This is a genomic window from Actinophytocola sp., assembly GCF_045807065.1.
Lineage (GTDB): Bacteria > Actinomycetota > Actinomycetes > Mycobacteriales > Pseudonocardiaceae > Actinophytocola.
In genome coordinates this window covers 1-19,038 of the sequence record NZ_JBJMIE010000091.1, presented here as the reverse complement: position 1 = coordinate 19,038, position 19,038 = coordinate 1, and the positions used below count along the sequence as shown (strand labels likewise).

Genomic DNA, 19,038 nt, shown 5'->3' with positions numbered 1-19,038 from the left:
TGAACGAGTGCGCCGGGGCCGGGGTGGACGTGCTGGCGGCGGCCCCGTTCGACACGGGCCTGCTGGCACGCGACGAGCCGGACCAGAACTCGCGCTACCTGTACGGGCAGGTGCCCGACAAGGTCCTGGAACGGGTGCGCCGGATGGCGCGGGTGTGCCGCGAGCACGGGGTGCGGCTCCCGCAGGCGGCGCTGCAGTTCCCGCTGCGGCACAAGGCGGTCCGCCAGGTGGTGGTCGGCATGCGCTCCCCGGGGGAGGTGCGGGACAACCTCGCGCTGATGGCCCGGCCGGTGCCCGACGTGCTCTGGGCGGCGCTGGACCAGGTCAGGTAGTCAGGTAGTCCTCGAACACCGCGCTGTCCTGGTAGTAGAAGGTGAACTCGTCGATGCCCAGCTCCCGGTAGCGGCCGACGAAGTCGGTCACGGCGGCGACGGACCGCCAGATGGGTTCGGCGGTCACGGCCGGGCTGCCGGCCAGCAGCATGCGGCGCACCTTTCGCCCCGCGCTCGCCTCGTCGAGGACCGCGATCCGCTCCGCGGTCACGGCCAGGTGGGTGGCGGTGTCGAGGCCGAAGCCGCCGTAGGAGACCCAGCGGTCGGCGTACCGGGCGGCGACGTGGAGTGCGCGGCGGCCGTGGGCGGCGATGGTCAGCGGGATGCGGCGCTCGACCGGGGCGAGTGGCGGGTAGCCGTCGATCGCCGGCTCCTCCCGCAGCGCCGCAGCCACGGTGGTGACCAGCTCGGCCAGGCGGTCCGGGCGCGGGGTCGTGCCGGCGGCCGCGTGGTCGCTCGCCGCGTAGCCGGCGCCGAGGCCCAGCTCGAGCCGGCCACCCGAGATGTGGTCCACCGACAGGGCGTGCCTGGCCAGCACCGCGGGTGCGCGGAGCACGCCGTTGGCGACGAGCGGGCCGAGCCGGAGCCGGGACGTGGCCGCCGCCAGGGCCGACAGGACGCTCCAGGCGTCGAGCCACGGTTGTGCCGGGTGGGCGGGGTTGAGGGCGTGGTCGTCGACCCACACCGTCTCCACCCCCAGCTCCTCGAGCCGCCTGGCGCGGGCGAGCAGCCGCGGCCAGCCCACGTTCGGGATCAGCAGCACGTGGGTCATCGGGGAAAACCACCCACGGTGGCGAGCCGGCCCGAGACCGGCACGCCGAGGCGGCCGGTCACCCAGGTCGCCTGCTCGATGGTCGCGGCCAGGTCCAGGCCGGTGTCGTGGCCCATGCGGTGCAGCGTGTACACGAGGTCCTCGGTGGCCACGTTGCCGGACGCGCCGGGGGCGAACGGGCAGCCGCCGATCCCGCCGAGGCTGGCGTCCAGCGCCGCGACCCCGCTGCGCACGGCGGCGACCGCGTTGGCGACCCCGGTGTTGCGGGTGTCGTGGAGGTGCACGCGCATGGGGGCGTCCGTCAGCCCGCGCAGGACCCCGAAGCGGGCCTCGACGTCCGAGGGCACCGCGACGCCGATGGTGTCGGCCAGGCACACCTCGTCGGCGCCGAGGTCGGCGACGCGGGCCGCCACCTCGGCGAACCGGGCGTCGGGCACCTCGCCCTCGAACGGGCAGCCGAACGCGGCGCCGATGGTGACCGCGACCGTGACCCCGTCCCGCCGGGCCCGCTCGCGGATCCAGCGGGCGGTCTCGACGGCTTCGCCGGTGGTCATGCCCTGGTTGCGGTCGCTGAAGGTCTCGGTGGCGAGCACGAGCGTGGTGACCTCGCGGATGCCGGCCGCGACCGCGCGGTCGTAGCCCTTGGCGTTGAGCACGAGGGCGCTGTAGGCGATGCCCCCGTCGCCGTTCCTGGTGAGGGCCGTGGCGACCTCGGCAGCGTCGGTGAGCTGCGGCACCCGGTCGGGGCGGACGAAGGAGGTCACCTCGATCCGCCGCACGCCGGTGCGGGCCGCCCGTTCGACCAGCTCCAGCTTCTCGGCCGTGGACAGCGCCTTCTCCTCGTTCTGCAGCCCGTCGCGCGGCGACACCTCGACGATCTCGACCATGTCCGCTCCCTACCCGGTCAGTGACGCGGCCGAGACGAGCCCGGAGCCGCCGTCCAACTCGATGAACGCCCCGCTCACCGCGTCCCCGACGCCACTGCCCAGAGCGGCGACCCACTCGGCCACCTCGGCGAGAGTGGTGTCCCGGCCGAGCGGCGTGGTCGCGACGACGCGGGCCAGCACGTCGGCCGGCAGCTCCTCCCCGACCCCGGCGGTGAGCACGGTGCCGGGCGCGAGGCAGAACAGGCGGATCCCCTCCGGCGCCCACTCGCGGGCCAGGGCCCTGGTGAGCGCGGCGACCCCCGCGCGGGCGGCGGCCGAGTGGGCGAGGCCGGCGATCCCCCGTTCCGGCGCGGACAGCGACAGGTTCACCACCCGCCCGCGCCGCGCGGCGAGCCCGGGCCGCGCGGCCCGCACCAGCGCGCTCAGGGCGGTGAGGTTGAGGTCGACGACGGCGTCGAACCCACGCCGGGAGATCGTCGAGGCCGCCGCGACGAACTGCCCGCCGGCGTTGTTGACGAGCAGGTCGAGCGGTCCGAGCGCCTCGACGAACGCGGCCGCGGCCGCCCGGTCCCGGATGTCGAGCGGGTGGTGTCGGAACCGTTCCCCGGCCAATGACCGGGTCTCATAGAGCAACTCAACTCGGCGGCCCACCCCGACGACCGAGGCACCCAGCTCGACGAGCCGCAGGGCCACGGCACGCCCGATCCCCGACCCGGCCCCGGTCACCAGCGCGGTACGGCCGGCCAGCGCCCGGGGTGGCAGCACGCGGCAGTCGTCGGGCCGCGGGGCGGCGGTCATGACAGCCCCGGCACCTGGGCGAGCAGGCCACCGTCCACGGTGAGGACCGCGCCGGTCACGAACGGCGCGCCTTCCAGGAGCCACCACACGGCCTCCGCCACCTCCTCGGGCTCGGCGGCCCGCCCGGCCGGGTGCGCCGCCGCGAACGCCGAGTCCGCCAGGCCCTCGACCAGCGCGGTCCGCACCAGGCCCGGCGCGACGGCGTTGACCCGGATCCCCCGGGCGGCGTACTCCACCGCCGCGGTCTTGGTCAGCCCCACCACGGCGTGCTTGCTCGCCACATAGGCGGCCGACGACGCCACTCCGCCGATCCCGGCACCCGACGCGGCGTTCACGATCGCCCCACCGCCGCCGGCGAGCATGTGCCGCAGCTCGGCGCGCATGCAGGCGAGCACCCCGCCGACGTTCACCCGCTGGACCCGCCAGAACACGTCGTCCGGGTACTCGGCCAGCGGGGCACGAACCCCCGGCACGCCCGCGTTGTTGTAGGCCAGGTGCAGCCCGCCGCCCCAGCTCACCGCCCGCTCGACGGCCGCCTCGACCTGGTCGGTGTGCGCGACGTCCACCTCGACCGGCAACGCCTCGCCACCGGTCGTCCAGATCCGCCCGGCCACCGCACGCGCCGCCTCGGCGTCGCGATCCGCCACCACCACGGCGACGCCGGACCGGGCCAGCCGCACCGCCGTCGCCGCACCGATCCCCCGACCACCCCCGGTCACCAACGCCACCCGCCGACTCACACCACACCCCCCCACCAAACAACACACAAAACCCAACCCACAACCACCAACACCAACCCACGAACCGACACCACACCAACCCCCCAACCACACCCAATCACCAACCCCACCGACACCAACCCACGAACCGACATCGCACGGACCCCCCGACCACCCCCGGTCACGAACCCGACCTGGCGGCTCACACCGGCACCCCGCAAGTCGCGTTCCGACCGGGGGCCAATGCTCTGAAAGGCGCATGCCAGGTGCCACGAAAAGGCGCGTTCAGGACGTTGAGGCTGTCTTCCCCGGTGATCACCGCGGTCTGCTCGCCGCCGCAGCGGGTGGCCCGCTGCGCGGGCCGGGCACGCGGCGCCCGCCGCCGCTCGCCGCCGGGTTGCCGCCGCCGCCGCTCACCGCCGGGTCGCCGCGGAGGCAGCCCGGTCGGCGCGTGTGCCCCTACGACTGGGGGGCCAGCGAGGACAGGGCCATCTCGATGAAGACGTCGCCGAACTCCTCCAGCTTGCGGGAGCCGTTCGGGTTGTACCAGCGGTGCATCCAGTTGAACATGCCGATGATGCCGAGCACGGCGACCGACGGGTCGATGTCCGTGCGGAACTCCCCCGCCGCCGCCCCGGACTGGATCACCTGCGCCAGCACCCGGCCGTAGCGGTCGGCGTTGGCGCGGATGTGGTCGGCCTCCGGCCCGGACATGACCTGGTGCACGTTCTCGCCCATGAAGATGAACAGTTCGGGCAGTTCGGCCATGGTCCGGACGTACTCGCGCAGCGCCCGTTCCAGTCGCTCCGGGGCGGGCACCGGCAGCGCGGCCACCTCCTCGAGGCGCGTGCGCATGGTCTCGATCGGGTCGTGCAGCAACCCGACGAGCAGCTCCTCCTTGGTGCCCACGTAGTAGTACAGGGTGGCCCTGCGGATGCCGACCTCGCCCGCGACGTCCTCCAGAGTGGAGCGGCCGTAGCCGAGGCGGGCGAACACCCGGCCGGCGCCGGCGAGAATCTCCTCCCACCGGGCGTCCGACCGGCGGCCGCTCGCGGCCCGGCGTTCCATCCGCCTGCGGGCGATGTCGCTGGCCGGTTCCGCCGCCGTCGAAGCGGTGGCGGTGCGGCGTTGACGTGGTGCGGCCAACTCCGATCGAACTCCCTCGCGGTCGGTGACACCCGTGGGTGGCGTCTGTAGCCACCCTAGACCGCACGGAGTTCGCGCTTGAGGACTTTCCCGCTGGCGTTGCGCGGAAAGTCCGTGTCCACGCGGAACAGTGCCGGCACCTTGTACCCGGCGAGCCGGTCGCGGCAGTACGCCCGCACCGCCTCCTCGTCGAGCGCCGCGCCCGCCTCGAGGATGATGTGCGCCCGCACGACCTCGCCCCAGTGGTCGTCCGGCACCCCGACGACGGCGACCTCGCGGACGCCCGGGTAGCGGCCCAGCACGTCCTCGATCTCCAGCGGGTAGATGTTCTCGCCGCCCCGGATGATCATGTCCTTCTTGCGGCCGGACAGGTACAGGTAGCCGTCGGAGTCGCGCCAGGCCATGTCCCCGCCGCGGAACCAGCCGTCCACGATCACCTTCGCCGTCTCCTCGGGTTGGCCGAGGTAGCCGGACATGACCGCGTCGGAGCGGGTGACGATCTCGCCGACCGCGCCGTCGGGCACGTCGTTGAGCTCGGTGCCGTCGCCGGGGTCGCACAGGCGCAGCACCACGCCCATGCCCGCCTTGCCGATCGAGCCGAGCAGGTGTTCCCGACCGGCCAGCGCCAGCCGGTGGTCCTCGGGGGTGAGGACGGTCTGCAGGCCGGCCTCGGTGCCCGCGCCGAACATGTTCATGAAGTCGCAGTGGAAGCGGTCCATGGCCCGCCGCAGCAGCGACGGGGACATGGGCGCGGCGCCGTAGCCGATGGAGCCGAGCCTGGAGAAGTCGCCCTGGATCACGGCGGGCTCGTGCAGCAGGGTGTCGATCATGGTCGGCACGAGGAACACGCCGTCGAGGCCGCGGTTGGCCATCCAGTGCGCGACGGTCTTCGGGTCGAACGCCGGCAGCACCAGCGACGTGTGTCCACGCGCGACACCCGACAGCGTGTAGAGCATGCCGCCGACGTGGAACAGCGGCGCGGCCGAGTAGTGGAAGGAGATGTTGGTCATCCTGCGCTCGACGATGCACTGCGTGACCATGTGCTTGGCCATGCGCTGGGAGTGCATGACGCCCTTGGGCAGGGCGGTCGTGCCGCTGGTGAACGCGAGGCACACCAGCTCGTCGTCGGCCACCGGGGTGTCGATCTCCACGTCCTCACCGGTCTCGACCAGGTTCTCGTACGACTCGTCCCCGGACGCCGAGTCGTAGCTGACCGTCACCTTCAGGCACGGCAGGTCGAGGCCGCGGACCATGTCGGTGTACCGGTCGGAGAAGAACAGCACCTTCGCCTCCGCGGTGGACAGCAGCACCCGCAGCTCGGGTGCCGCGAGGCGGAAGTTCAGCGGCACGTACACCGCGCCGAGCTTCATGCACGCGAGCAGGGTCTCCACGTACCGCGGCGAGTCGGTGGCGAACAGCGCCACCCGGTCGCCCTTCGCCACCCCCATCCGCCGCAGGTGCCAGGCGAGGCGGTTGACCCGGCTGTTGACCTCCCGGAACGTGTACGTGTCGGTGTCGGTGACGAAGCAGGCCCGGTTGGGCACCGTGCTGGCGTTGATGCGGATCCAGTCCGCGATGCGCGAGTTCTGGACTGCCATTGTTCACCCCGGGAATGAGCGAAAGGGTCAGGAGAGCTTCGGCATTACCTCGGTGCCGATCAGTTCGATGGAGCGCATGACCTTCTCGTGCGGGATGTTGTACGACTGCACGAGCAGCAGCAGGATGTCGACGCCGACCGCTTCGTAGCGTCGGCACATGGACACGAAGTGGTCCGGGTCTCCACACAGGACGGTGTCGTTGTCGACGAGGTAGTCGAACGTCAGGTCGGTCAGCCGCATGCCGCCCAGCAGCTTGCGGGCGTACTCGTAGCTGCCGAGGTTCGTGCCCTCCTGCCAGGCGCCCAGCTCCGCGATCTGTTCGAGCGACGTCTGGATGTACCAGGGGAACGCCTCCCGCGCGTCGTCGTGCGCCTCGGTGGTCGTCTCGGCGCAGTGGGCCTGCGCGAACGTCGCGATCCGGTTGTTGACGAACTTGCCGACCGGCCGCACCTCGGCCATGCCGTCGCGGTAGCGGCCGATCCGCTTGGTCAGCCCCTCCGGCGGGATCGCCACGGAGAAGGACAGCAGGCCCAGCCCCTTGCGGCCGATGATCTCGTGGCTGTCGGCGCTGGAGCTGGCGCCCCAGATCGGCGGGTGCGGCGCCTGCATCGGCTTGGGCACCACGCCGCGCGGCGGCAGCTTGAAGAACTCGCCGTCCCAGCTGAACTCCTCCTCGGTCCAGCAGCCGACGATGACGTCGAGGGCCTCCTCCCACATCGGCCGGGTGTCCGGCGGGCTGATGCCGAAGCCCTCGATCTCCTTGCGGGTGCCCGACCGGCCGGTGCCGAACTCCAGGCGCCCCTTGGACAGGATGTCCACCGTGGCCGCCGCCTCGGCCGCCCGCACGGGGTGGTTGTACGGGAAGGGCAGCAGGCGCACGCCGTGGCCGATGCGGATGTTCTCCGTGCGGGCGGCGATGGCGCCGTAGAGCACGCCGGGGGCCGAGGAGAACGAGTACTGGTCGAGGAAGTGGTGCTCGACCGTCCACACGCTGTGGAAGCCGAGCCGGTCGGCCAGCTCGATCTGCTGGAGGGTGTTCTCGAAGGCGTTGTAGGCGGACTCCGGGCCCCACGGCCGGGGCACGGGCAGCTCGTACATCAGGGCGAGCTTCACGCGGCGCCTCCAGCGATCGATCCGGTGTGGACGGTGGTGGGCGGGGTGAGCCCGAGGTCGTAGGCGACGAGCTGCCCCGTCAGTCCCAACGTGACATACAGCTGGCCGTCCGCGCCAACGCAGGCGTTGGTCGGCTGGGTGCCCTCGCCGGTCTCGATGGACTCCTTCAGCTCACCGTCGGCGTACACGTGGACGGCGTTACCGATGCTGCCGCACACGTACAGCAGGCCGTCGCCGTCGAAGGCGAACCCGTCCGGCATGCCCGAGGGCAGCTTGAGGATCTGCTGCGGCACGCCGAACTCGCCGCCGCTGACCTCGAACGCGAGCACCTTGCGGGTGAGCGACTGGCTCAGGTAGAGCCGCCCGTCCGGGCCGAACGCGACACCGTTGGGCATGGCCGGGATCTCGACGTGCCCGAGCTGGGTGCCGTCGGGGCCGATGGCCACGACGCGGCCCGGCCTGATGTTGCGCAGGTCCTCCCAGTTGGCGCTGTCGGTGACGTACAGGGTGCCGTCGGGACCGAAGCACAGGTCGTTCGGCCGGTGCGGGGTCTCGCCGGGCAGCTCGCCGCCGACCGTGGTGACCGTGCCGTCCGGGTCGACCCGCTGGACGCGGCCGTCGAACTCGCGGGGGGCGTGCCAGTAGCCGGTGCCCTCCGCGGACAGCCCGCCGTTGTTGGCGACGTACACCTCGCCCGCCGCACCCCGCGCGCTGCCGTTGGGGCCGCCGCCGCAGTCGCCCAGGACCGTGACGGTCCCGTCCTGCGCGACCCGGCTGACGGCCTCGCCCTTCATCTCGACGACCGCGAGCGAGCCGTCGCCCAACCAGCTCGGCCCCTCGGGGAAGCGGAGTCCGTCCGCGACGGTCCTCGCTCGGGTCACGCCGTCGCCTCCACCGCGTCCAGGTCGGCGAAGTCCACCGGCGGGAGCGCCTTGAGCCGCGGCATGACCTCGGCCGCGAACAGCCGCATGTTGGCCTCGGCCATCTCGTGGCTCATCCCGGAGAACGAGCAGACCGCGTTGAAGCCGTCGTTGCCCACCTTGGACCGGATGTCCATGATGCGCTCGTGGCACTGGTCGGGCGTGCCGTAGATCTGCAGCTCGATGAAGTTGTCGACGACCTTGGACGAGCCCTTGTTCTGGATGTAGGACGCGAGGTTGCGGTAGTACTCGTAGCCCTGCGTGTTCGCGAAGTGGCGACCGCCGAGCTCGTAGTGGGACATCACCGACTCGTAGTAGGCGCCGATGTACTCCTGCGCCATGTCCCTGGCCTTGACCGGGTCCGGGTCGCAGCACACCCAGCCGGTGACCATCGGGGCCGGCGCGTCGATGCCCTTCAGCTCGCGGAACTGCGCCCGGTAGGTACGCATGTCGGCGGACACCTCCGCCCAGTCCTTCTGGGGGTTGATGAGGATGCCGGCACCCACGTCCGCCATGATCCGCACCGACTCGGGCGACACGGCCGCCGCGTACAGGCGGTTGCGGAACGACTTCACCGGCTTGGGCCGCAGGTTGCGCCTCGGGATCCGGTAGTACTCGCCGTCCGCCTCCAGCACGCCCGTCTCCAGCGCGCGCAGGACGATCTCGGCCGACTCGACGAACCGCGCCCGCGACTCGTCCATGGGGATCCGCAGGCCCTCGAACTCGATGCGCCCGAGGCCGCGGCCCATGCCGAAGATGAACCGGCCGCCGGACATGAGGTCCAGCATCGTAACCTGTTCGGCCACCCGCACCGGGTCGTGCCACGGCAGGATCACCGCGCCGGAGCCGAGGAGGATCTTCGAGGTGCGACCGGCCATGTAGGACAGGAACTGCACGGGGTCGGGGCACATGGTGTAGCTCGTGAAGTGGTGCTCGACGCCCCACAGCATCTCGAAGCCGAGCGGCTCGGCGAGGTCGCACAGGGCCAGTTCGTCGGTGTAGACGCGCTGGTCGTCGTTCGCGTCGCCGCCGCCCTGGAAGATCGTGGTGTATCCGACTCGCATCTGGGGTTCAGACCCTTCCGTGTTGGACTGGCGGCCGGTCACCCAACCGCTGGTAGGTGCCGTGGCAGAAGACCAGCGGGCGCCCGGCGGAGCGGACCGACAGGTCGTGCACGTCGGCGAGGACGAACCGGTGGTCGCCCGCGTCGGTGACCGAGTGGGCGGTGCAGTCGAACCACGCGAGCGCGGTGTCCAGCACCGGCGAGCCCATCGGGGACGGGTGCCAGGTGACGCCGGCGAACTTGTTCCCGCCGGAGGTCGCGAAGGCCCGGCAGGTCGCCTCGTCGTCCTCGCCGAGGACGTTGATCGTGAACCGGCCGAGCGGCTCGATCACCGGCCAGGTCGTCGACGCGTGGGCCACGAAGAAGCCCACGAGCGGCGGGGTCAGGGACACGGACACGAACGAGCCGACGGCCAGTCCGACGGGTCCGTTCTCGGTGGCGGCCGCCACCACCACGACCCCGGTGGGGATGTGGCGCATCACATGGCGGAAACGGTCCGGGGTCACGTCCTGCTGCATCGTGGTCACCACGGCTCCCGTCCATCCGTGGTCCCGGTCCGCCGGAACTCGCCACCCGGTGCGTCGAGCGCGAGGTCGTGGCCGAGCCGGACCTGCTTGGTGTGGAGATAGTGGACGTTCTCGGGCGCCGGCTCGGTCCGCAGTGGACGGACACTCACCCGCAGCCCGGCGGCACGCAGCGCGCGCACCTTGTCCGGGTTGTTCGTCAGCAGCACGACGTCCGTGAGCCCGAGGTCGCGCAGCACCCGGGCGGCCGGCGCGAAGTCGCGGGCGTCGGCCGGGTGGCCGAGGCGCAGGTTCGCGTCGACGGTGTCGGCACCGCGGTCCTGCAGCGCGTAGGCGCGGAACTTCTCGGCGAGCCCGATCCCCCGGCCCTCGTGGCCGCGCTCGTAGACGAGCACGCCCCGGCCGGCGTCGGCGATCGCCCGCAACCCGGAGCGCAGCTGCTCGCCGCAGTCGCACCGCAGCGAGCCGAACAGGTCACCGGTCGCGCACTCGGAGTGCACCCGCACGAGCACCGGCTCCGGACCGGACAGGTCGCCGAGCGCGAGCACGAGGTGCTCGGTGCCGGCGCCGTCCGTCGTGAGGGTCGCGGTGAACTCACCGTAGGCGGTGGGCAGCGGGATGCTCGGCACCTCGCGCTCGCGCTCCCGGGCGGCCACGATGTCGCGGATCTCGACGACCGGCAGGTCGTAGCGGCGGGCGAACTCCGCGACGTCGGCACCGCCGACCATGCCACCGTCCGCCTTGGTCAGCTCGCAGATCACCATCACCGGCTCGATGCCGGCCATGACCCCGAGGTCGACCGCGGCCTCCGTGTGCCCGGTGCGCCCGAGGACGCCGTCGGCGTGGGCGCGCAGCGGGAACATGTGGCCGGGCCGGGCGAAGTCGGCCGGCCCTGAGTTCGGGTCGGCCAGCTTGCGGGCGGTGACCGCCCGGTCGCTCGCCGAGACACCCGTCGTGGTGCCCTCGAGCGCGTCCACGGTGACCGTGAAGGCGGTGCTGTGCCGCTCGGTGTTGGCGGCGACCATGAGCGGCAGGTCGAGGGCGTCGGCCCGCTCGGCGGTCATCGGCACGCACACGATCCCGGAGCAGTGCCGCAGCAGGAACGCCATCTTCTCCGGCGTCATGTGCCTGGCGGCGAGGACGAGGTCCGCCTCGTTCTCGCGGTCCTTCGCGTCCACCACGACCACGAACTCGCCGTGGGTCACGGCGTCGAGTGCGTCGTGCAAGTTGCTGGCCATCACGCGACTCCTTGCGTCATCGCTTGCGTTGACGCTGACGGTAACCCGCCGAGTTTCCTACGTCAACGCTTACGTTGACTATTGCCATCGTCCCAGGTGGCGACCTAGATTGGCGGCACGCACCCGATCTGTGTCACTGACGACGAGGGGTCCAGCACATGACCGTCAGCACCGGGTCCACCGCCCCGCCCACCGAGTTCGGCGGTTCGCGGGGGCACGCACTGGCACTGGAGATGATGCGGCGGATGCAGCGCGTCCGGTTGTTCGAGGAGGCGACCGTCGCGCTCTTCCACGCGGGCGAGCTGCCGGCGATGGTCCACCTGTCGATCGGGCAGGAGGCCGCGGTGGTGGGCGCCTGCCTCGCGACCGAGACGTCCGACTACATGACCGGGAACCACCGCTCCCACGGCCACCCCATCGCGAAGGGCGCCCGCCTCGACGCGCTGATGGCCGAGCTGCTCGGCAAGGCGACGGGGGTCTGCGGCGGCAAGGGCGGCAGCATGCACCTGGCCGACTTCTCGGTCGGCAGCCTCGGCGAGTCCGGCATCGTCGGCTCGGCCATCCCGGTCGCCACCGGCGCGGCGCTCGCCGCGCAGGTCCGCGGGTCCGGCCAGGTGGCGCTGTGCTTCTTCGGCGACGGCGCGGCCAGCGAGGGCGTGCTGCACGAGTCCATGAACATGGCGAGCATCTGGCGGCTGCCGGTCGTCTACTTCTGCGAGAACAACGGGTACGCGGTGAGCGTCACGGCCGAGGAGTCGCTGTCGGTGCCCGACGTCTCGATGCGGGCCGCCGGGTACTCGATGCCGGGAGTGACCGTGGACGGCCAGGACGTCCTCGCGGTGTACCGGGCGACGGTCGAGGCGGTGCGCCGGGCGCGGGCCGGGGAGGGACCGAGCCTGGTCGAGGCCAAGACCTACCGGTTCCACGAACACGCCTACGGGTTGACCGTGCCCCAGCAGTACCGCGACCAGTCCGTCGTGGACTCCTGGTTCGAGACGCTCGACCCCGTGCGGCTCTTCCAAGAGCGGCTGGTCGCCTGGGGCGTTGCCACCTCCGACGAGCTGGACGCGGTCCGGGACGAGGTCCAGTCCGAAGTGGACGCCGCCGTCGAGTTCGCGAAGGCCTCGCCGTTCCCGCCGCCCGAGGCGGCCTACACCGATCTCTACGCACCGTCGGAGGTGTCCGCGTGAGCGAGCTCGCGAGCGAACCGGTGGCGCGCACGACCGCCACCCGCGCGAAGCAGCTGGGTTTCCTGCAGGCCATCAACCGGGCGCAGACCGAGGAGATGGCGCGTGACGACAGGGTCATCCTCATGGGACAGGACCTGCGGGCCAACGTGTTCGGCGCGGCCGCGGGCGCGCTGGAGACCTTCGGGCCGTCGCGCGTGCGCGACCTCCCCCTGGCCGAGGCGGGTTCCATCGGTGTCGCGGCGGGCGCGGCGATGGCCGGGCTGCGGCCGATCATCGACCTGACGGTGGCGAGCTTCGTGTTCGGGGCCATGGACCAGTTCGTCTCGCAGCTCGCGAAGGCGCGGTACATGTTCGGCGGGCAGGCGACGCTGCCGGTGGTCGTGCGCGCCGCGCTGTACTACCACGGCGGCACGGCCGGGCACCACGCCGACCGCCCGTACCCGATGTTCATGAACGTGCCGGGCCTGAAGATCATCCTGCCGTCCACGGCGCCGGACCTGTTGGGACTGCTGAAGTCCGCGATCCGCGACGACAACCCGGTGCTGTGCTTCGAGGACGCGAACCTGTGGGGCCGCAAGGGTCGCGGGCCGATCCCCCCGGAGGGGCACGTCGTGCCGCTGGGTTCGGCGGCCGTGCGCCGGACGGGCACGGACGTGACGGTCGTCGGCATCGGGCTGGGCTCGTACCTGGCGGTGGAGGCCGCGGCGGAACTGGCGTCGGACGGGGTGAGCGTCGAGGTCATCGACCCGCGCACGCTCGTGCCGATGGACTGGCCGACGATTCTCGAGTCCGTGTCCCGCACCGGCCGGCTGGTCGTCGTCGACCCGGCGAACCGGACGTGCAGCGCGGCGAGCGAGATCGCGGCCCGCGTCGCCGAGGACTGCTTCGCCGACCTGCGCGGCCCGGTCGTGCGCGTGACGACGGACGACATACACGTGCCGTTCAGCCCGGCACTGGAGAAGCAGATCTACCCCACCAGGGACAAGGTCGTCGCGGCCGTGCGCCGCACACTGATCTGAAGGGAACGAACACGGTGGCGCGACACGAGGTCAGGCTCCCCCAGCTGTCGATGGGCATGAGCGACGCGGAGATCGTCGACTGGTACGTGGCGGACGGCGAGGAGGTCGCCGAGGGCGCGGACCTGGTCGAGATCGAGGCGGAGAAGGCCCGCCAGGTCATCACGGCCCCGTACGCAGGCACCGTCCGCGAGCTGCGGGGCGACAGCGGCGACGTGATCGAGGTCCGCGACCTGCTGTGCGTGATCGAGGCGAACTGAGGCCTGCCCGTGGATCTTCGCGCGAGGTCTCCACCCGATCAACAGCTACCTCGGGGGAACGTGACGGCGGCCGACCACAATCCACCTCCGCACCTACATCGGACGCAACCCACACATGAAAATCCGGGGAGGCGGGCTAGGGAGCGGGTAGCAGGCGGACGGCCGGCGGCAGCGGTGCGGGGACGGGGTTGGCCCGGAAGGACTGGAGCATGAGGGCGGCGAAGCGGCGGGACGCCGCCGCCCGGGTCCCCGGTGAGTCGGCCTGGATGCCGTCGTTGGCCATGATCGCGAGGACGATGTCCTCCAGCACGATGTCGGGCCGCAGGTCGCCCGCGTCTTTCGCGCGGCGGATGAGGTCCAGCACCATGCGCAGTGTCCGGCGGCGGTCGGCGGTGAAGTCGACCGTCTGGGAGAGCCGCGAGAGCAACGTACGCATGCCCCGGTCGCGGGCGTTGGCCTCCAGGAGCTTCTCGACCACGAGGCTCAACCCGTGCCACGGGTCGGCCGCCGCGAACCCCTCCTCGACGATCGACGAGCACAGGGTCAGCTGCTCGGCGAAGGCCTCGGTGAACAGCGCCTCCTTGGTCGGGAACCGCCGGTAGACGGTCGCGGCGCTCACCTGTGCGCGCCGGGCGATCTCCCGGACCGGCACGTCGAGCCCGTCGGCGGCGAAGGCGGCGCGGGCGGCCGCGAGGATGCGCGCGCGGTTGTCGCTGGCGTCCGAGCGCAGGTTGTGAATCATCTGGGCCGTCACCACTCTCACTTTAGCCAGGCGGACGGGGTGCGCCGCTTACGTTCGACCACATGAGAGTCGTTCAGTTCACCGAGTACGGGCCACCGAGCGTCGTGCACGTGGCCGAGGTCGAGGAGCCGCACGCCGGCCCGGGACAGATCCGCATCGCCGTCCGGGCGTCCGGGATCTCGGCGGGAGAGGTCCACGTCCGCTCCGGGGTCTGGCGTGACGTGCTGCCCACGACGTTCCCGTGCCGGACCGGGGTCGACGCCGCGGGTGTCGTGGACGAGGTCGGCGAGGGCGTCACAGGTGTCGCCGTCGGTGACGAGGTGTTCGGCATGACCGATCTGGCCACGCGGAGCGCCAACGCCGACCACGCGGTCCTGGCCGTCTGGGCGCCGAAACCGGCGGCGTGGAGCTGGGCGGAGGCCGGCGCGATCACGGGCGGCGCCGAGACGTCCACCCGGGTGCTCGACCTGCTCGGCGTCGGCGACGGGGACACCGTGCTGGTGCAGGGCGCGGCCGGTGCGACGGGCACCATCGCGGTCCAGTTCGCGGCGGCCCGCGGCGCCACCGTGATCGGCACGGGCAGTGCGCACAACCACGACTTCCTGCGTTCCCTCGGCGTGGTGCCGACGACCTACGGGCCGGGGCTCGTCGACCGGGTCCGCGCGCTGGCGCCGAACGGCGTGGACGCGGTGTTCGACTGCGCGCGAGGAGCACTGCCCGACCTGATCGCCATCGCCGGCGACCCGAAACACGTGGTGACGATCGCCGACTTCGCGGCGGCCGAACACGGTGTCCACCTGTCACACACGGCCGGCGGCGACGACACTCCCGTCGGTGGCCGCGATCCGATGGCCCTGCACGGCCTCGGCGTCGCGATCGAACTCGCCGGGCAGGGCCGGCTGCGGATACCGATCGCGGCGGCGTTCCCCCTCGCCGACGTCGCGGCCGCCCACGAGCTGAGCGAGAGCCCGCACGCCCCGGGCAGGATCGTGCTGGTCAACTGACCGGGTTACGGCTCGACCCCGCGGTATTCGGGGAGGCGCTGTCCGGGACCGGCGTGCGGCGATGGCGTGTTCCGCCGAGAGTGCACCTGCCGCCAACACGAGCAGGAAGACGGCATACACGGCGCGGCCAGCAACGCGCCGACGTGGACCCGACGAGGAAGGGCCTCGTCGGCACGACCGCTCTCCCCATCGGTGCCGAACGCGGCCGTCCGGTGGTGACCGCTCGTCAGCGCGGGCCTTCCCCTGTTCGACATGGCCGGGCCCACTTCACATGATCTTCACAAGTTCGATCTAGGGCGGGAACTCCACGCTGACCCGGATGCCACCACCCTCCCGCGGGGTCAGCGAGACCTCCGCGTGGTGCGCGGCGGCGACCGCGGTGACGATCGCCAGGCCCAGACCCGTGCCCTCCCCTACTCGGTCGCGGTTGCCGCGGCGGAACGGTTCCACCAGCTCCGTCAGGCGGTCGGCGCTGACCGGCCGGCCGGTGTTCGCCACGACCAGGGTGCGGTCCGCGGTCGTGAGCCACAACTGCCCGTTCGGCACGTTGTGGCGGACCGCGTTGCGGACCAGGTTGTCCACCAGCAGTTCCAGCAGTACCGGGTCGCCGAGCGCGGGCGTCGGGGCCAGCTCGGCCGACACGGTCAGGCCGTCGAGTTCGAGGCGGTCCAGGCAGGTGTGGACCAGCGTGTCGAGCCGGACCGCCTCGACGGTCGACGTGCCGTGCTCGCTCCAGGCCAGCGCGAGCAGGCCGTCGACCATCCGCTCCTGCCTGGCCAGCACGGGATGTAGCGACGCCGCCAGCTCACGGAGGTCCTCGCTCGCCGACGGGCCGCCGGCCGCCACCTCGACCAGGGCCCGTTGCGTGGTCAGCGGTCCACGCAGCTCGTGCGAGGCGTTGGCCGCGAACCGGCTCTGCGCCTCGAAGGACCGCTGCAGTCGGGCCAGCATCGCGTTGAACGTCTCGGCCAGCTCCCGCATCTCGTCGTTCGGGCCGGACACGGGGATCCGCTCGTGCAGGTTCTGTTCGGACAGCCGCCGCGCGGTGCCGGACACGGTGTGCACGGGCCGCAGCACCCGACCGGCGACGTGCCAGCCGAGCCCGCCGGAGAGCAGCGTGAGCACACCGACGCCGACGGCCGCGCCCCCGATCAGGCGCTTGCGCAGTTCGGCGCGTGCCTGCGCCTTGGCCGCCTCCGCCTGCTCGGTGATCTCCTTCTCCTTCTGCGTCAGCTTCGGCAGCTCCTTCTTCACCACCGTGGGGAGGCTGGCCTTCTGCGCCGAGTTCGCCTCGCGCACGGGCAGGAACGACAGCACGATGATCAACGCGGCGACCGCCGTGCCGGACAGTGCGATGAGCCCCGCGTACAGCAGGGTGAGGCGCAGCCGAGCGGTCAGTTTCACGGGATCCGGTACCCGGCGCCGACCACCGTCGCGATGACCGGCGGGTCGCCGAGCTTCTTGCGCAGCGTCGCCATCGTCGTGCGCATGCTGTTGGAGAACGGGTCGGCGTGCTCGTCCCACGCCCGTTCCAGCAGTTCCTCGGCGCTGACCACCGCGCCGTCGGCGGCCATCAGTTCGTACAGCACCGCGAACTCCTTGCGCGCCAACCGGATCAGCTGCCCGTCCCGGAGGACCAGCCGCTGCGCCGGGTCCAGCGTGATGCCGGCGCGGGCGACGACCGGCGCACGGGCCGGGGCGGAGCGGCGCAACAGCGCGTGCACGCGCGCGACCAGCTCGTCGAACGCGAACGGCTTGCCGAGGTAGTCGTCGGCGCCCAGGTTCAGGCCGGTCACCCGGTCGCGGACGGTGGTGGCGCCGGTCAGCATGAGGATCCTGGTCCGGTCGCCGGTCAGCGCCCGGCACACCTCGTCCCCGGGCACGCCGGGCAGGTCGCGGTCGAGCACCACCACGTCGTAGCTCGTCACCGTGGCGCGATCGAGCGCCTCCTGCCCGTTCAGGGCCACGTCGACGCTCATCGCGTGCCGGCGGAGTCCCTTCGCGACGGTCTCGGCCAGCACGGCGTCGTCCTCGACGACCAGCACGCGCATGCCCCCAGTACACACGACCGGACATCAAGAAAGCTTCAAGAGTTTCGCACACGCTCCGTTGAACCGCTCTCCGCGAGCCTTGCCCGCATGAGACGACTGATCGTGTTGCTGGCGCTCGTGCTCGCCGGGTGCGGCGGGCAGACCGCGGCGGACCAGAGTGACGACGACGTGGCCAAGGCGGCCATGGACTTCGTGAAGTGCATGCGGGACAAAGGTTTCCAGATGCCGGACCCGACGTTCGACGACGAGGGGCTGCCGCACTTCGGACAGATGCGGGGCGCGGTCAAGGACCCGGACTTCGACGCGGCGCGGCGGACCTGCGCCGAGCCGCTCAACGCGGCCCTGGCCGCGGCGGGCAAGACGGTCAGGAAGCCGACCGACACGTCCGCGCTGCTGCCGTTCGCACGGTGCATGCGCGAGCAGGGCATCGACTTCCCCGACCCGGTGCCCGACCGGCCCCTCGAGATCCCGAAGACCGCGTTCGACTCGGCGGTGTGGGAGCCGGCGGCGCAGGCGTGCGCGGACAAGGTGCCCGAGGAGTGGAAGCAACTGCTGGAGTCGCCCACGGCCAAGAAGGGAGCGAAGTGAGGCGCACGATCGTCGTGGTGCTGATCGCCGTGGTGGTCGCGGCGGGCGGCGCGGTGTTCCTGTGGGCCACCCGCGACCAGACCGCGGCGCCCGCGGCGACTCGGCCGCTGCCGACCGCGCCCGTGACCAGGGGCGACCTGACGACGTCGGTGCGCCAGTCCGGCGAGCTGGGGTACGCGGGCAGCTACCAACTGGTCGCGCAGCTGTCCGGCACGGTCACCGCCGTCCCGGCGCCTGGCCAGGTGGTCGACCGGGGGCAGCGCCTGCTGGCCGTCGAGGCGCGGCCGGTGGTGCTGTTCTTCGGGGACGTGCCGCTGTACCGGCCCCTGTCCGCCGGCGCCACGGGCGCGGACGTGCTGCTGCTGGAGCAGAACCTCGCCGCGCTCGGCTACGGCGGGTTCACCGTGGACTCGACGTTCTCCTCGGGCACGGCGGCCGCGGTGAAGCGCTGGCAGAAGGCCCTCGACCTGCCGGAGACGGGCGTGGTCAACGCGGGTGCCGCGGTCGTCGCGCCCGCCGCCGTGCGGATCGAGTCGGTGGCGCCGGTCATCGGCGAGGTGCTGAGTCCTGGCACGGTCGTGGCCACGGCGACGGGCACCGGCCACGGCGTGCGGGTGGAGCTGGACCGCCGGTACCGGGCTCTCGCCGTCGTCGGCGGTGCGGTGCGGGTGTCGCTGTTCGGCGGGACGGCCGTGGACGGGCAGGTCACGGCGGTCGGCACTACGGCGACGGCGGCCTCGGACACCGGGCAGCAGCAGCAGCCCACCGCGACCCAGCAGCAGACGATCGGCGTGGACATCACGGTGACGAGCCCGGAGTCCGCGCTGGGCGGGGTGTTCGAGGGCCCGGTGACGGTCGAGTTCCCCGGCGAGGCCCGCCACGACGTGCTGAGCGTGCCGATCGAGGCGCTGACGCTGGACGCCGACGGCGGCTATGCGGTGGTCGTGGTGGTGGCTGGCCGGCGCCGGACCGTGCCGGTGACCACGGGGTTGATCACGTCGAACCGGGTGGAGGTCGCGGGCGTGGCGGAGGGGATGCGAGTGGAGGTGCCCGACCTGTGAGCGGAGCTTGCGGAGC

Annotated in this window: 21 protein-coding genes; 7 read left to right on the top strand and 14 right to left on the bottom strand. The window is 72.2% G+C overall.

The window, feature by feature from the left end:
- The coding region (locus ACJ73U_RS05350; RefSeq protein WP_407776392.1) for an aldo/keto reductase at window positions 1–332 on the top strand (332 nt) is incomplete at its 5' end.
- On the opposite strand, the gene ACJ73U_RS05345 is transcribed toward ACJ73U_RS05350, so the two are convergent.
- From ACJ73U_RS05345 to ribB, 11 genes are all read right to left on the bottom strand, one after another.
- Window positions 325–1,104: an LLM class flavin-dependent oxidoreductase gene (locus ACJ73U_RS05345; RefSeq protein WP_407776391.1), complete on the bottom strand. Its 780-nt coding sequence runs from the start codon at window positions 1,102–1,104 to the stop codon at window positions 325–327. The two genes, ACJ73U_RS05350 and ACJ73U_RS05345, sit on opposite strands and share 8 nt — an antisense overlap.
- Window positions 1,101–1,991, bottom strand: a complete 891-nt coding sequence (locus ACJ73U_RS05340) for a hydroxymethylglutaryl-CoA lyase (RefSeq protein ID WP_407776390.1) — start codon at window positions 1,989–1,991, stop codon at window positions 1,101–1,103. The genes ACJ73U_RS05345 and ACJ73U_RS05340 overlap by 4 nt, the downstream gene beginning before the upstream one ends.
- A 9-nt stretch (window positions 1,992–2,000) precedes the next feature.
- Complete coding sequence (locus tag ACJ73U_RS05335) at window positions 2,001–2,789, bottom strand: SDR family NAD(P)-dependent oxidoreductase (protein WP_407776389.1); 789 nt, start codon at window positions 2,787–2,789, stop codon at window positions 2,001–2,003.
- Window positions 2,786–3,508, bottom strand: coding sequence for an SDR family NAD(P)-dependent oxidoreductase (locus ACJ73U_RS05330; RefSeq protein ID WP_407776388.1), 723 nt, complete (start codon window positions 3,506–3,508; stop codon window positions 2,786–2,788). Before ACJ73U_RS05330 ends, ACJ73U_RS05335 begins: the two co-directional genes overlap by 4 nt.
- A gap of 459 nt (window positions 3,509–3,967) precedes the next feature.
- Window positions 3,968–4,654: a TetR/AcrR family transcriptional regulator gene (locus tag ACJ73U_RS05325; protein ID WP_407776387.1), complete on the bottom strand. Its 687-nt coding sequence runs from the start codon at window positions 4,652–4,654 to the stop codon at window positions 3,968–3,970.
- A 56-nt stretch (window positions 4,655–4,710) separates the two neighbouring features.
- The gene (locus ACJ73U_RS05320) at window positions 4,711–6,252 is read right to left on the bottom strand and encodes a class I adenylate-forming enzyme family protein (protein WP_407776386.1); all 1,542 of its coding nucleotides are present in this window, start codon (window positions 6,250–6,252) and stop codon (window positions 4,711–4,713) included.
- A gap of 27 nt (window positions 6,253–6,279) precedes the next feature.
- The gene (locus ACJ73U_RS05315) at window positions 6,280–7,365 is read right to left on the bottom strand and encodes an LLM class flavin-dependent oxidoreductase (RefSeq protein WP_407776385.1); all 1,086 of its coding nucleotides are present in this window, start codon (window positions 7,363–7,365) and stop codon (window positions 6,280–6,282) included.
- A complete protein-coding gene (locus tag ACJ73U_RS05310; protein ID WP_407776384.1) occupies window positions 7,362–8,246 on the bottom strand; it encodes an SMP-30/gluconolactonase/LRE family protein in 885 nt (294 codons plus the stop codon). Before ACJ73U_RS05310 ends, ACJ73U_RS05315 begins: the two co-directional genes overlap by 4 nt.
- Window positions 8,243–9,349 carry an LLM class flavin-dependent oxidoreductase gene (locus ACJ73U_RS05305; protein ID WP_407776383.1) on the bottom strand — a complete coding sequence of 369 codons (1,107 nt, stop codon included), beginning with the start codon at window positions 9,347–9,349 and terminating at the stop codon, window positions 8,243–8,245. Before ACJ73U_RS05305 ends, ACJ73U_RS05310 begins: the two co-directional genes overlap by 4 nt.
- Window positions 9,350–9,356: 7 nt before the next feature.
- Complete coding sequence (locus ACJ73U_RS05300) at window positions 9,357–9,866, bottom strand: flavin reductase family protein (RefSeq protein ID WP_407776393.1); 510 nt, start codon at window positions 9,864–9,866, stop codon at window positions 9,357–9,359.
- A 5-nt stretch (window positions 9,867–9,871) separates the two neighbouring features.
- Complete coding sequence (gene ribB, locus ACJ73U_RS05295) at window positions 9,872–11,110, bottom strand: 3,4-dihydroxy-2-butanone-4-phosphate synthase (protein WP_407776382.1); 1,239 nt, start codon at window positions 11,108–11,110, stop codon at window positions 9,872–9,874.
- Window positions 11,111–11,268: 158 nt separating this feature from the next.
- Between ribB and ACJ73U_RS05290 the strand changes: the two genes are divergently transcribed.
- From ACJ73U_RS05290 to ACJ73U_RS05280, 3 genes are read left to right on the top strand one after another with little or no spacing between them, the layout of a single operon-like run.
- Window positions 11,269–12,300, top strand: a complete 1,032-nt coding sequence (locus tag ACJ73U_RS05290; protein WP_407776381.1) for a thiamine pyrophosphate-dependent dehydrogenase E1 component subunit alpha — start codon at window positions 11,269–11,271, stop codon at window positions 12,298–12,300.
- Window positions 12,297–13,319 carry an alpha-ketoacid dehydrogenase subunit beta gene (locus tag ACJ73U_RS05285; protein ID WP_407776380.1) on the top strand — a complete coding sequence of 341 codons (1,023 nt, stop codon included), beginning with the start codon at window positions 12,297–12,299 and terminating at the stop codon, window positions 13,317–13,319. Before ACJ73U_RS05290 ends, ACJ73U_RS05285 begins: the two co-directional genes overlap by 4 nt.
- 14 nt (window positions 13,320–13,333) lie before the next feature.
- On the top strand, window positions 13,334–13,576 hold the full coding sequence (locus ACJ73U_RS05280) for a lipoyl domain-containing protein (RefSeq protein ID WP_407776379.1): 243 nt from the start codon (window positions 13,334–13,336) through the stop codon (window positions 13,574–13,576).
- A 136-nt stretch (window positions 13,577–13,712) separates the two neighbouring features.
- Here the strand turns inward: ACJ73U_RS05280 and ACJ73U_RS05275 are convergent, their stop codons facing one another.
- Window positions 13,713–14,330 (bottom strand): TetR/AcrR family transcriptional regulator, encoded by a 618-nt coding sequence (locus ACJ73U_RS05275; RefSeq protein WP_407776378.1) that lies wholly within the window; start codon window positions 14,328–14,330, stop codon window positions 13,713–13,715.
- Between the two features lie 50 nt (window positions 14,331–14,380).
- On the opposite strand from ACJ73U_RS05275, the gene ACJ73U_RS05270 reads away from it, so the two are divergent.
- The gene (locus ACJ73U_RS05270; protein ID WP_407776377.1) at window positions 14,381–15,322 is read left to right on the top strand and encodes an NADP-dependent oxidoreductase; all 942 of its coding nucleotides are present in this window, start codon (window positions 14,381–14,383) and stop codon (window positions 15,320–15,322) included.
- Between the two features lie 291 nt (window positions 15,323–15,613).
- On the opposite strand, the gene ACJ73U_RS05265 is transcribed toward ACJ73U_RS05270, so the two are convergent.
- On the bottom strand, window positions 15,614–16,726 hold the full coding sequence (locus ACJ73U_RS05265) for an ATP-binding protein (protein WP_407776376.1): 1,113 nt from the start codon (window positions 16,724–16,726) through the stop codon (window positions 15,614–15,616).
- Complete coding sequence (locus ACJ73U_RS05260) at window positions 16,723–17,373, bottom strand: response regulator transcription factor (protein ID WP_407776375.1); 651 nt, start codon at window positions 17,371–17,373, stop codon at window positions 16,723–16,725. Before ACJ73U_RS05260 ends, ACJ73U_RS05265 begins: the two co-directional genes overlap by 4 nt.
- 87 nt (window positions 17,374–17,460) lie before the next feature.
- Between ACJ73U_RS05260 and ACJ73U_RS05255 the strand changes: the two genes are divergently transcribed.
- A complete protein-coding gene (locus tag ACJ73U_RS05255) occupies window positions 17,461–17,961 on the top strand; it encodes a hypothetical protein (protein WP_407776374.1) in 501 nt (166 codons plus the stop codon).
- Window positions 17,958–19,022, top strand: a complete 1,065-nt coding sequence (locus ACJ73U_RS05250) for a peptidoglycan-binding domain-containing protein (RefSeq protein WP_407776373.1) — start codon at window positions 17,958–17,960, stop codon at window positions 19,020–19,022. The genes ACJ73U_RS05255 and ACJ73U_RS05250 overlap by 4 nt, the downstream gene beginning before the upstream one ends.
- The last annotated feature ends 16 nt before the right edge of the window (window positions 19,023–19,038 follow it).

What these genes read in the sequence shown, in the direction of transcription:
- ACJ73U_RS05345 (WP_407776391.1), bottom strand. Translation starts at nt 1,104, where the DNA reads ATGACCCACGTGCTGCTGATCCCGAACGTGGGCTGGCCGCGGCTGCTC.
- ACJ73U_RS05340 (WP_407776390.1), bottom strand. Translation starts at nt 1,991, where the DNA reads ATGGTCGAGATCGTCGAGGTGTCGCCGCGCGACGGGCTGCAGAACGAG.
- ACJ73U_RS05335 (WP_407776389.1), bottom strand. Translation starts at nt 2,789, where the DNA reads ATGACCGCCGCCCCGCGGCCCGACGACTGCCGCGTGCTGCCACCCCGG.
- ACJ73U_RS05320 (WP_407776386.1), bottom strand. Translation starts at nt 6,252, where the DNA reads ATGGCAGTCCAGAACTCGCGCATCGCGGACTGGATCCGCATCAACGCC.
- ACJ73U_RS05305 (WP_407776383.1), bottom strand. Translation starts at nt 9,349, where the DNA reads ATGCGAGTCGGATACACCACGATCTTCCAGGGCGGCGGCGACGCGAAC.
- ACJ73U_RS05300 (WP_407776393.1), bottom strand. Translation starts at nt 9,866, where the DNA reads ATGCAGCAGGACGTGACCCCGGACCGTTTCCGCCATGTGATGCGCCAC.
- ribB (WP_407776382.1), bottom strand. Translation starts at nt 11,110, where the DNA reads ATGGCCAGCAACTTGCACGACGCACTCGACGCCGTGACCCACGGCGAG.
- ACJ73U_RS05290 (WP_407776381.1), top strand. Translation starts at nt 11,269, where the DNA reads ATGACCGTCAGCACCGGGTCCACCGCCCCGCCCACCGAGTTCGGCGGT.
- ACJ73U_RS05270 (WP_407776377.1), top strand. Translation starts at nt 14,381, where the DNA reads ATGAGAGTCGTTCAGTTCACCGAGTACGGGCCACCGAGCGTCGTGCAC.
- ACJ73U_RS05260 (WP_407776375.1), bottom strand. Translation starts at nt 17,373, where the DNA reads ATGCGCGTGCTGGTCGTCGAGGACGACGCCGTGCTGGCCGAGACCGTC.
- ACJ73U_RS05255 (WP_407776374.1), top strand. Translation starts at nt 17,461, where the DNA reads ATGAGACGACTGATCGTGTTGCTGGCGCTCGTGCTCGCCGGGTGCGGC.